Genomic DNA, 12,559 nt, shown 5'->3' on the forward strand with positions numbered 1-12,559 from the left:
GAAAAAGGTCTTTTTAATATGTGCCGCTACTTTTCTGCTAGCGGCACTGTTGTATTTTTAAATAAAAATTGGGCTAACAAGCTTGTTTGATCTGCGGTATATCAAAAGCTGCACGTAGCCTGTTAACAAACTCGTTATCCTCACAAATGGTTTTGCCGGGGCTGTCTGAAAGTTTTGCTACTGGTTTGCCATTACATTCGACAAGTTTGATGACGATATTTAGCGGATTAACTCCTGGAATATTACAAGTCAGCCGTGTACCGATACCAAAAATTAGGTTTATTCTGTTGTGAAAATGACGATAGAGCGTCAACGCTTTCTGAAAATCCAGGCTATCAGAAAATACCAGGGTTTTTGTCATCGGGTCGATGCCTAGTTTTTGATAGTGGTCGATAGCTTTTTCACCCCATTGGACTGGATCACCCGAATCATGGCGCAAACCTTGATAGCTGTTGGCAAGCTGAGCATCAAAATCCCGCAGGAAAGCATCCATTGTAATGCAGTCAGTCAGGGCGATACCTAATTGGTTGGGATATTCATTTAGCCAATTTTGTAACGCCTCCCGTTGACTGTTTGCCAGTTCAGGGCTGATTTGTTGATGAGCTTGAAACCACTCATGTGCTTGTGTACCAACAGGATTGAGTCCAAGCTGTTGTGCCAGTTGATAGTTGCTAGTGCCAATCAGGTAAGGGAAATTCTGTTGCAGCTCACTGACGATAGCATGTTGGACACTGTGCGAGAAACGCCGGCGTGTACCGAAATCCATCAGCTTGAAACTGGAGAGATCAATGCCTTCATTTTTAGCATCTTGATAGAACAGTTTGATCAACTTGCGCAACTGGTTGACTGCATTTTCAACAGCGTTATCTGGTAAGTGATGGTGATGAACTAATTCACTAATTAGCGCCAGTAATGGGACTTCCCACATAATGACTTCATGCCATAATCCTGAAATACGGATAGCTAACTGGCCATCACTTGTAACAGAAATATTGACTTGCTGTGGGTTGAAACGAAAAGTTTTTAACCAGTTTAGATAATCAGCTTTGAAAAAAGGCAGACTGGCAAGATAATTAAATTCAGTATCGGTTAATGCCAGATCAGCCATCATGTTAACTTGATGGCGTAATTCTTTGGCATATTCACCCAGTAGTTCATCACCGCGGCAGCGGAATTCTGCAACTACAGGTATGCTGTTGTAGCGATGGTACACTGCTTGTTGCATATGAAGCTTATAAGCATCAGTATCAAGCAGTGATTTAATAATTGGGGTAGCGTCTAAGGTCATGGCGCGTTATGCATCCTCACGGAGCGTATTCATGTCAGCTAAATCGATAAAGTTGGGAGAGTATACCGATATTATTTTGTTATTGAAGTCACATAACATCATATAGTTCACCAAATGATCGAAGCTAAAAGGGGCCGTTGGTTAAATGTTATCATGTTATTTGATCATTGCGTGACAACAAGCACCAAAGAGCAAACATATTCTTTACATAACATCATACTCGTTTTGAATGAATGTTTAACGCCAGAAGGTGCGTTATTTCACTCTTGAAATTCAACCTCTTTCTGTGGCAGCGTAAGATTTGGTATTGAATTAATTCCATAAATATGAAACAAAAGGTTTCTTATGACACAACAGCGACAAGCTAAACATCGCCGGGATTATTGCGCTCCCGACTATACGATTTCTGATATTGAACTCGATTTTAATCTTGATGCCGATAGCACAGAAGTTACTGCAATCAGCCAGGTAAAACGTCTGAGTCATGAAATAACGTCATTAGTGTTGAATGGAGAAGACTTGACACTAAAAAGTCTTCATATAGATGATCAGCCATGGGAACATTACCGTGAGCAGGATAGTGTTCTGATCATTGAGCAGTTGCCAGCTCAGTTCACTTTGAAAATTGTGAATACCATCCATCCATCGAAAAATACAGCTCTCGAAGGCTTGTATGTTTCTGGCGATGCACTTTGTACCCAGTGTGAAGCAGAGGGTTTCCGTCACATTACCTATTATCTTGATCGCCCTGATGTATTGGCTCGTTTTACAACTCGTATCACCGCTGATAAATCTAAATATCCGTATCTGCTTTCAAACGGTAACCGAGTTGAGCAAGGAGAAACTGATGATGGACGTCATTGGGTGAAGTGGCATGACCCATTCCCAAAACCAGGTTATTTGTTTGCTCTGGTTGCGGGTGATTTTGATGTTCTGCGCGATACTTTTACGACCCGTAGTGGCCGTGAAGTTGCGTTGGAACTGTTTGTTGACCGCGGTAATCTTGACCGGGCTGATTGGGCAATGACTTCCCTGAAGAATGCGATGAGATGGGATGAAACCCGCTTCGGTCTTGAGTATGATCTCGATATCTACATGATTGTTGCAGTGGATTTTTTCAATATGGGCGCAATGGAGAATAAAGGGCTGAATATCTTTAACTCCAAATATGTGTTGGCAAAATCTGAAACAGCGACTGATAAAGATTACCTTCATATAGAAGCTGTGATCGGCCATGAATATTTCCATAACTGGACAGGTAACCGTATTACTTGCCGTGATTGGTTTCAGCTTAGCCTGAAAGAAGGACTGACTGTCTTCCGTGATCAGGAATTCAGCTCTGATCTCGGCTCACGCTCTGTTAATCGTATTGATAATGTGCGTGTTATGCGTTCAGCACAATTTGTTGAAGATGGTAGCCCCATGGCTCATCCAATTCGTCCTGATCAAGTGATTGAGATGAATAACTTCTATACGCTGACTGTGTATGAAAAGGGGGCCGAAGTTATTCGTATGATTCATACTTTGCTGGGTGAAGAACAATTTCAGGCAGGGATGCAGCTTTATATTCATCGTCATGACGGTAGTGCTGCAACATGCGATGATTTTGTTCAGGCAATGGAAGATGCATCAAATGTGGATTTGTCACTTTTCCGCCGCTGGTATAGCCAATCTGGGACACCGGTGCTGACAGTCCGTGATGAATATGATGCAGAAAAGCAGCAGTATAAGTTGCATGTTACGCAGATGACACCACCTACAGCTGATCAAAAAGAGAAACAGCCTCTGCATATTCCGTTGGATATTGAACTCTATGACAGTAAAGGTTGTGTGCTCCCCCTGCATTATAATGGCCAGCCAGTACATCATGTGCTGAATGTAACCAATGCAGAGCAGACGTTTGTATTTGATAATGTGCCGTCATTGCCGGTCCCTTCTTTATTACGTGAATTCTCAGCGCCAGTGAAGCTAGATTACAAATTTAGTGATGAGCAGTTGGTATTCCTGATGAAGTATGCCCGTAATGAATTTTCACGCTGGGATGCCGCTCAGTCGCTGATGGCAAACTATATCAAATTGAATGTCATTCGTTATCAGCAGAAGCAGCCGTTTGAACTGCCAATGCATGTGGTAGATGCTTTCCGTAGCGTGTTATTAGATAAGGATCTTGATCCGGCTTTAGCTGCTCTAATTCTGGTTTTGCCATCAGGAAGTGAGATAGCGGAATTGTTTACGATTATTGATCCGCAAGCGATTCATGAAGTTCTGGAGGCAACTACCCGTACTTTGGCTCAGGAAATGGCTGATGAGTTTGCGGCAGTTTATAACTCTATCAATATAGGTGCATACCGTGTCGATCACCAAGATATCGCCAAGCGCTCTCTGCGTAATATTTGCCTATATTATCTAGCCTTTGGTCATCAAGACCAGGCTGATAAGCTGATATCAAATCAATATCACCAGTCTGACAATATGACTGATGCGCTAGCAGCATTATTTGCAGCAGTGGTAGCTGAGTTACCTTGCTGTGATCAGCTAATGGCTGAATTTGATGAGCAATGGCATCAAGATGGTCTGGTTATGGATAAATGGTTTAGTTTACAGGCAAGTAGCCCGTCAGCAGATGTTCTGGCGAATGTGCGTAATCTTCTGAATCATCGATCATTTAGCATGGGGAATCCAAACCGAGTGCGGTCTCTGGTTGGTGCATTTGTTAATAACCCGGTGGCATTCCATGCTGAAGATGGTAGTGGCTATCAGTTCTTGTTGGAAATCTTGACTGATCTCAACAGCCGTAACCCACAGGTTGCTTCCCGTTTGATTGAACCGTTAATGCGTTTGAAGCGTTATGACGATAAACGTAAAGATATGATGCGTAGTGTGTTGGAACAGTTAAAAGGGTTGGAAAATCTGTCTGGGGATTTGTTTGAGAAAATCACTAAGGCGTTAGAAAGCTGATAACTATCTATCGGGCTAATGGTTATTTAGCCCGATATTCTTTCTGCTTTATTTTCTGGATATAAATTTCTTGCAATGGTCAGTGTAAAATAGGTGTGATACCAATTGAATGCTGATGTTCAAATATTTGAAAATTTAATCTGGAATTGAAAATAGAGAGAAGTTAATAGTAAAGATAAGCAGAAATTTGTTGCCCTCATAAGGAGAGGGCTATTATAGTGAAAAAGGTAACCGTTATTCGTAATTTCTACCACCCAATAGGCTTGTTTTATATTTACACTCTTTATCGTCATCATTCCAATTTCGATAGCCATTTTTGCTGGATAGATCTTTAATAATTACACTAGAGTCATATGGAAATATGTCATAATCGTGGCCAACTTCAGGAATGAAAGAGCTTGATATGTATCCGCTAGGAGACCTGTTAGTGTATTCTTGGGAAGTAATCCTCATATGTTGATTTGCTTTAATCACATACTCAAGAGCGTCTGCGCCTTGCATTTGCAGTGATGGGGGAGTCATACCTGGTATTTTTTTATTGTATGTTGATTTAATGCCAATAAAGTTAACACCAGCAGTCAGAGTTCTGAGGTCAACAAGTTTAAAACATTCCCCCGATTTTTCGTAAGTTTCCAGTGTCAGTGGCGGGAGGTAATTTCTGACTCTAATTCTGGCAGAATCAGTACCTGAATAATCTTCCATAGGCTTTGTTAAACTAATTGCACAGCCTGAAAGTAAAGAGATGGAGATAACAAGGATTAATTTTTTCATATGTTCAAAGTTACAATCTATTTAAGATTTTTTTCTATTAAAAAGGAGATAAAATGAGTCACATATTTCTATCATTATATGAAGAATTATTCAATAACGAAATGAATCTGTGATAATCTTGAATGATTTTACTTAACTCTTGGGTAGTGTAAGTTTTAAATGTGGAAAAATTCTGTATGTACTTTAGCAAGATGCTTTTAATACTTTGGGATTTTACAAGAATTTCTCGTGTTTTTTAACCTTTTGATTTGTTTTTAATCTTTCAGAATTGTAGTCGAGAAATGGATTACTTTGATATTAAATGGTTTTTTATCTTTGCAGTATAAAAAACAGCAATAATGATATTGGATGAGCTGGAAATGAAATTCACCAGAAAGCACGATAAGACACTGAATGGCGGTTAATCTTTGTGTCCTTAATGGTATTATTACTGGCCTGGGACAGCCAAGTGACAGTTTTCGTCATGGATGGAAAAAATTTGCTTTTGGTGAGCATATTTCTGTGGCTTCAACCCACGCTATTCGGTTAATCTCTTACCAAGATATCTTGGAGATTAGCAATGAGTATAGTGTCATTCAAAAATTTCTAAGTGGTACATGAATGTGTATAGAAACGTATTAGTTTTATTTTTATAACTTAGTGTTTATACCCAATAGATTTCGAGCCGCAGCGCGGCGGCAAGTGAACGCATCCCCAAGGAGCATAGATAACGATGTGACTGGGGTGCGTGAAAGCAGCCAACAAAGCAGCAACTTGAAGGATGAAGGGTATATGAATTAATTAACAGGTTGAGGATGATGTTCTACCCACTAGTCAAGAAAGCGTTGTTCCAGCTTGATCCGGAACGAGCGCACGAGTTAACTTTCCGCCAGCTCAAACGTATTACCGGTACTCCTTTCGAATTTCTTATCCATCAGTCAGTTGCTACAAAACCTGTTACTTGCATGGGCCTGTCATTTAAAAATCCCCTTGGTCTGGCTGCGGGTCTTGATAAAGATGGAGATTGTATTGATGCATTTGGTGCAATGGGATTTGGTTTTATTGAAATTGGCACCGTAACCCCACGCGCTCAGACAGGAAATGATAAACCGAGATTATTTCGTATTGTTGAAGCAGAAGGGTTAATTAACCGTATGGGCTTCAATAACCTTGGTGTTGATAATCTGGTGGAAAATGTCAGAAAAGCCAAATATGGTGGGGTTATTGGGATCAATATTGGCAAAAATAAAGATACGCCAGTAGAACATGGGAAAGATGATTATTTAATCTGCATGGATAAAGTTTATCCTTATGCTGGCTATATTGCGATTAACATCTCATCACCGAATACGCCGGGTTTAAGAACATTACAATACGGCGAAGCGCTGGATGATTTACTCTCTGCGATTAAAGATAAACAAAGTGAGCTTCAGAAAAAATATCAAAAATATGTCCCTGTTGCGGTGAAAATCGCTCCGGATCTTTCTGAGGCGGAGTTGGTTCAAATTGCAGATAGTTTAATTCGTCATAATATCGATGGTGCTATTGCAACGAATACAACGTTAGACAAGAAGTTAGTTGAAGGACTTAATTATTGCCAACAAGCTGGTGGGTTAAGTGGCCGACCGGTTCAGTTACGTAGTACAGAAGTTATTCGTCGACTATCGCAAGAGTTAAAGGGTGAAATTCCTATTATCGGTGTCGGAGGAATAGATTCACTCACTGCGGCCAGAGAGAAAATAGTAGCAGGAGCTTCTTTAATACAGATTTTCTCTGGATTTATCTATCATGGTCCAAAATTAATCAAAGATATCGTCAATCATATCTAAATCTTTCTGGTAATTTATCATTGGGGGTTTATTTTTGCCCCCAACTCGTCTATATTCGCTCTGATCACCTAAATTTTATCTGTATCTTCGCATATCTTTTAATTATGACGGGACTTATTTCACTGAATAGCAGGCAAGTTATTTACAATCTGTTTAGCGATGTAAGCTTTTCTGGCATAAAAGGATAACCTATGAAAATTAAACCTGATGACCAATGGCGCTGGTATTTTGATGCTGACCATGACCGTGTAATGCTCGATCTGTCTAATGGTATGGTTTTTCGTTCCTGTTTTCCTGCAAAGATGCTGATACCCTATGCAATGGGGGAGGTGTCGTTTTCTGTAGAAGATGCGACACTTTATTATTGTTTTGAAGAACAGACACGCCGAATTAATATTTCAGATGAATTAAGAGCTGAATTAATTCTTAATGCGTTAGTGGCTTTTCGTTTTATTAAGCCACAAATGCCAAGAAGCTGGTATTTTTCTCGTTTTGCTATGATAGAAAAACCTGTACAAGGGGAGTTGATTCAAGTACATCTTCAGGATTGTGGAACCGAGGCTATATTTTTAGTAGCAGAAGCGGGGGATAGTGCGAGCCTTTGTTTGCTGGCTCAACCGAAATTAACGTTATCTGATCGGGTAATGAATTTTTGTGATCCAATTAAGATTATGAACGATAGATTGATACCGTTTGTAGAACCTGTTTGTATGCCAATTTATGGCACTGCGGTTTGATTTGAGTTATTTGTTCTACTCTCTTTTTAAGAGCAAAGTCACTTTTTCTTGTGTTCTAAAATCATCTGCTGGCTATCATCACAGAAACTAGCTTATTACATGTATATACCCGTCATCTTTCAAGTTGCCTCTTTGTTGGCTGCACTCACTCACCCCAGTCACATAGTTATCTATGCTCCTGGGGATTCGCTCCCTTGCCGTCGCGATGCATCTTGAAATCCATAGGGTATATGTAAGCTACAGTTCATTCATTTGACGCAGTCGTGGAAAATATATAGGAAGCATTTTAGTCGTTCCTCCCCTCTGGATAAACATTAGCCTCGAGATAAGGAGGAGAGACAATATACCCTTCATCTTTCAAGTTGTTGCTTTGTTGGCTGCTTTCACGCACCCCAGTCACATCGTTATCTATGCTCCTGGGGATTCGTTCACTTGCCGCCGCGCTGCAACTCGAAATCTATTGGGTATATATCAGGGGTTAATTAGCACGATTTCGTTCGAGGATTAATTGTTCTGCATGATTGGATATTGCTGCTAATGCGTCGTGACTGGCGTAATCGTCTTGGACGATTTGTGCGCGTTGTTTAAACAAATTTGTATTCAGCATATTTTCCACTGTTTGCTTAAGCTGAGATTCAGCAGGTTGTGCTGTATCCAGATTAATACCGCATCCAGCCCATACGACGCGAAATGCTGTTTCCTGTTTTCCTTCTCCTGTATCGGCAATAAGCAATGGTGTACCGTGGTTGAGGGCATAATTAATTGTTCCGTAACCCCCGTTGGTTATTAACAATGAAGCTTTCGGTAGCCAATACTCAAATGAGATAAATTCTTCGATGCGTGCATTTTCAGGTATGTTCTCTTGCAGTATTTCTACTGATCTGCCACCGGTTGTCGCTAATACACGAACAGGTAATGTCGCAAGCGCCCGCAATGTGGGGAGAATTAACTGATTTAAATCAGTATTGGACATGGTGCCTTGAGTGACTACAACCAGTGGACGTGGATCATCTTCTTCCCATAATTGAGGTGATTCTATTTTCGGTGCGGGGTTGGGGAGTGGGCCGATAAAGTGGACGGTATCAGGCAATCCTTCACGTGGGTATTCAAATGCCAGGGTTGAAAGTTGTAAGAAGCGATCAGAGCTAAAGATGACTTCATCGTTGAAAAATCTGGTTAACGTAGCGCATCCTGACTGCGCTAGTGCGTCATTGAAATTATCCTGTACTTCGGTTATTAGTCGTCGAGCTTCCTCATCCACGAGTTGTTCATGTGTCAATTCTGATGGTAGTAATGCGGGTGGGATACGTGGTCCCCAGAAAATTGAATCTTTTGAAGAGTAAGCTAGAGGTGTTATGCCAATGATGATTACTGGAAGGCGATGAGTTTTTTCTTTTTGCAGCAGTGGCAATATGCCATAAAAGCAATTCTCGGCTATAAGTAATTCTGCTTGCTGTTCATGGATGATTTGTTGTAATTGGCGATCGAGGAATGGGATGGGGCTACAGAAGAAATCTTTAAACGCTAGTGCCATTTGCAGATTCCCTGGCGGAATGTGCGCTCGGTCAGGAAAACGTTGTTTTAAGTGACGATAATCAAAATCTATCTGTTCATCAAAGGGGATAAATGTTGCGTTTAAATCTTCTACATGTTGGCGAAATAACACGCCAGTGAATACAGTTACTTGATGTCCTTGTGCTATCAGTGATTGAGTTACCTTTAACATTGGATAGACATGCCCGGGTGTTGCAACCGCTGCAATGACAATTCGTGCCATAACTTACTCCTTCTACTGTTTTGATTTAATTACGCTAACTCCTGACTCATAGTGTGATTATTTTATGACTGGTGTCATAAATTCATTGTAGTAACAATAATTCATCATGACAATAATCACTATGGTTTATTTTTTTATGAAGTTATGAAATATGCAGATTTCCTCCCCGCTTAGTCTGTGTTAGCACCAAAATGGGGAGGAAGGACGAAGTGTCTGAGGCTTAGCTGATGTAGCTTTATGCGAGAGTTAACTGTTCTACGTGATTGGATATTGCTGTTAATGCATCATGTCTTGCATAATCTTGTTGAACAATTTGTGCGCGTTGTTTAAACAAGTCTGTATTTAACATATTTTCTACTGTTTGCTTAAGTTGAGATTCAGTGGGGTGTGCTGTCTCCAGGTTAATTCCGCATCCAGCCCATACAACCCGAAAAGCGGCTTCCTGTTTGCCTTCTCCTGCATCTGCAATCAGTAATGGTGTTCCGTGGCTAAGGGCATAATTAATGGTTCCATAACCACCGTTGGATATCAGTAGTGAAGCTTGCGGTAGCCAATGCTCAAATGAAATGAATTCTTCGATACGTACGTTTTCGGGGAGATCTTTACTCAATGTTTCTACCGGTCTGCCTCCGGTGGTTGCCAATACACGAATAGGTAATGTCGCCAGTGCGTGTAATGTGGGGAGAATCAACTGATTTAAATCGGTATTGGATATAGTGCCTTGAGTGACGATAACCAATGGACGAGGATCATCTTCTTCCCATAATTGAGGTGATTCTATTTCCGGTGCGGGGTTAGGAAGCGGTCCAATAAAATGGACTGTATCAGGTAACCCTTGCCGTGGGTATTCAAACGCTAGGGTTGAGAGTTGTAAAAAGCGATCAGCATCAAAAATCATTTCATCATTGAAAGGTCTGGTTAACGCAGAGCCTCCGGACTGGATTAATGAATCATTGAAGCTATCCTGTACTTCGGTTATTAGTTGTTGGTTGGCTTCATCTACCAGTTGTTCATGTGTCAATTCTGGTGGTAATACCGCAGGTGGGATACGTGGTCCCCAAAAAACTGAGTCTTTCGAAGAGTAAGCCAAGGGGGTTATGCCAACAACTATCACGGGAAGACGATGGGTTTTTTCTTTTTGCAGCAGAGGTAATATACCGTAAAAGCAGTTTTCGGCTATAAGCAGTTCCGCTTGTTGTTCACGAATGATTTGTCGTAATTGACGATCGAGCAGTGGGATTGGGGCGGAAAAGAAGTTCTTGAATGCGAGTGCCATTTGTACATTTCCCGGAGGAAGTTGAGCACGGTTAGGGAAATGCTGTTCTAAATGACGGTAGTCAAAGTCTATTTGCTCATCAAAAGGGGCAAATTGTGCGCTTAAAGCTTCTACCTGTTGGCGAAATAGCGCACCGGTAAATACTGTTACCTGATGCCCTTGTGCTATCAGTGATTCAGCAACCTTTAACATCGGATAGACATGCCCAGGTGTTGCAACCGCTGCAATGACAATACGTGCCATGATTTGCTCCTTCATACATATTGTTTTGATTGAGTTACTCTAGCTCCTGACTCAGAGTGTAATCATTTTATGACGGTTGCCGTAAATTCATTATAGTAATAATTAATTCATTATGATAATAATCATTTATGTTGACTTTTTTATTAGATTATTACATACGCTGATTTCCTCCCCTTTTAGACCGCGTTAATCCAAAAATGGGGAGGAAGTACAAAAGACCTGAGGATTAGTTCATGTAGCTTCGTTCAAGAATTAATTGTTCTGCATGCTTAGATATTTCTGCAAATGCATCATGTCTTGCGTAGTCTTGTTGGACGATTTGTGTTCGTTGTTTAAATAAGTCTGTGTTGAGAATCTTTTCGACTGATTTCCTTAGTGCAGTTTCAGTAGGATATGCTGTGTTGAGACTAATACCGCATCCTGCCAGTATGACACGAAAGGCGGTTTCCTGCTTACTTTCACCTGCATCTGCAATAAGTAACGGCACGCCATGGCTGAGGGCGTAATTAATGGTTCCGTAGCCACCATTAGAGATTAAAAGTTCGGCTTTGGGTAGCCAGTATTCAAACGAGATAAAGTCTGTAACGCAGGCGTTTTCCGGGATGGTTTCATTGAGTGTTTCTACAGCTCTACCTCCAGTTGTTGCCAGTACACGAACCGGTAATGTGGCTAGCGCCCGTAGTGTGGGAAAAAGTAACTGATTCAAATCTGAATTGGAAATAGTGCCTTGAGTGACTATAACTAATGGACGAGGATCGTCTTCTTCCCATAAATGAGGTGCTTCTGTCATCGGTACGGAGTCCAATATTGGACCAATAAAATGGACTGTATCAGGTAATTCTTCTCGTTCGTATTCGAATGCCAGGGTTGAGAGTTGCAAGAAGCGATCAGCTCCGAGAATTATTGCATCGTTGAAAGGTCTGGTTAATGCAGAGCATCCTGATTGGATGAGTGCATCATTGAAATAAGTTTGTACTTCTGCCATCAGTTGCCGGGTTTCTTCATCGACTAATTGTTCATGTGTTAATTCTGGTGGTATGAGCACGGGAGGAATACGAGGTCCAAATAAAACGGTATCCTTAGAAGAATAAGACAGAGGACCTAAACCTAAGATGATGACTGGAAGGCGACAAATTCTCTCTTCTTGCAGTAGTGGTAATATACTAAAAAAGTAGTTCTCGGTTATAACGAGTTCCGCCTGTTGTTCACGAATAATTTGTTGTAGCTGTTGGCTAAGAAATGGGATAGGTTCAGCGAAGATATGTTTTAACGAGTGTGCTAATTGCAGGTTTCCAGGAGGGAGCTGTGCACGTAAGGGAAAGTGTTGTACGAAGTGGCGATAGTCATAATCTATTCTTTCATCAAAAGCGACAAATTGTGCATTGATTGCTTCTACTTGTTGACGAAATACGGCTCCGGTGAATAAAGTAATTTGATGTCCTTGAGAAATCAATGATTGGGCAACTTTCAACATGGGGTAGAAATGCCCAGGACTTGCGATTGAGGCAATAACAATACGTGCCATAAATTCACTCCTTATGTGCTTTGAAAGAATTATTTAAGTACTTGTGTAGTATATAATTAGCTTAAGACCCAACCAGTTTATAATAATAATGATTATTATTGTCGATTAATTTGGGTGGAATGGGGGTTAATGCATAACTCACAAAATTAAAATAGCTAATAAGAGTTATCAAGGAA

9 protein-coding genes are annotated in these 12,559 nt (G+C 40.8%); 4 read left to right on the top strand and 5 right to left on the bottom strand.

What is annotated here, in order from left to right; translation table 11 throughout:
- Positions 1-73 precede the first annotated feature (73 nt).
- The gene (gene pncB / locus BDD30_RS17150) at positions 74-1,288 is read right to left on the bottom strand and encodes a nicotinate phosphoribosyltransferase (protein ID WP_015834895.1); all 1,215 of its coding nucleotides are present in this window, start codon (positions 1,286-1,288) and stop codon (positions 74-76) included.
- A 345-nt stretch (positions 1,289-1,633) separates the two neighbouring features.
- On the opposite strand from pncB, the gene pepN reads away from it, so the two are divergent.
- Positions 1,634-4,246 (top strand): aminopeptidase N, encoded by a 2,613-nt coding sequence (gene pepN / locus BDD30_RS17155; RefSeq protein WP_015834894.1) that lies wholly within the window; start codon positions 1,634-1,636, stop codon positions 4,244-4,246.
- A 234-nt stretch (positions 4,247-4,480) separates the two neighbouring features.
- On the opposite strand, the gene BDD30_RS17160 is transcribed toward pepN, so the two are convergent.
- Positions 4,481-5,017 carry a hypothetical protein gene (locus BDD30_RS17160; RefSeq protein ID WP_015834893.1) on the bottom strand — a complete coding sequence of 179 codons (537 nt, stop codon included), beginning with the start codon at positions 5,015-5,017 and terminating at the stop codon, positions 4,481-4,483.
- Between the two features lie 393 nt (positions 5,018-5,410).
- Between BDD30_RS17160 and BDD30_RS17165 the strand changes: the two genes are divergently transcribed.
- The 3 genes from BDD30_RS17165 to BDD30_RS17175 all read left to right on the top strand — a co-directional run bounded on the left by BDD30_RS17165 (position 5,411) and on the right by BDD30_RS17175 (position 7,562).
- Positions 5,411-5,617 carry a hypothetical protein gene (locus BDD30_RS17165; protein WP_041382050.1) on the top strand — a complete coding sequence of 69 codons (207 nt, stop codon included), beginning with the start codon at positions 5,411-5,413 and terminating at the stop codon, positions 5,615-5,617.
- A 197-nt stretch (positions 5,618-5,814) separates the two neighbouring features.
- Positions 5,815-6,825, top strand: coding sequence for a quinone-dependent dihydroorotate dehydrogenase (gene pyrD / locus BDD30_RS17170; protein WP_015834892.1), 1,011 nt, complete (start codon positions 5,815-5,817; stop codon positions 6,823-6,825).
- A gap of 191 nt (positions 6,826-7,016) precedes the next feature.
- Positions 7,017-7,562, top strand: a complete 546-nt coding sequence (locus BDD30_RS17175; RefSeq protein WP_015834891.1) for a cell division protein ZapC — start codon at positions 7,017-7,019, stop codon at positions 7,560-7,562.
- A gap of 478 nt (positions 7,563-8,040) precedes the next feature.
- Here BDD30_RS17175 and BDD30_RS17185 read toward each other — a convergent pair whose 3' ends face one another.
- From BDD30_RS17185 to BDD30_RS17195, 3 genes are all read right to left on the bottom strand, one after another.
- Positions 8,041-9,339, bottom strand: coding sequence for a glycosyltransferase (locus BDD30_RS17185; protein WP_015834890.1), 1,299 nt, complete (start codon positions 9,337-9,339; stop codon positions 8,041-8,043).
- Between the two features lie 235 nt (positions 9,340-9,574).
- Positions 9,575-10,858: a glycosyltransferase gene (locus BDD30_RS17190; RefSeq protein ID WP_081461593.1), complete on the bottom strand. Its 1,284-nt coding sequence runs from the start codon at positions 10,856-10,858 to the stop codon at positions 9,575-9,577.
- Between the two features lie 226 nt (positions 10,859-11,084).
- The gene (locus BDD30_RS17195) at positions 11,085-12,383 is read right to left on the bottom strand and encodes a glycosyltransferase (protein ID WP_015834888.1); all 1,299 of its coding nucleotides are present in this window, start codon (positions 12,381-12,383) and stop codon (positions 11,085-11,087) included.
- Positions 12,384-12,559: the final 176 nt, after the last annotated feature.

Origin of the sequence: Photorhabdus asymbiotica (assembly GCF_003634575.1) — a bacterium.
GTDB classification, from domain to species: Bacteria; Pseudomonadota; Gammaproteobacteria; order Enterobacterales; family Enterobacteriaceae; genus Photorhabdus; species Photorhabdus asymbiotica.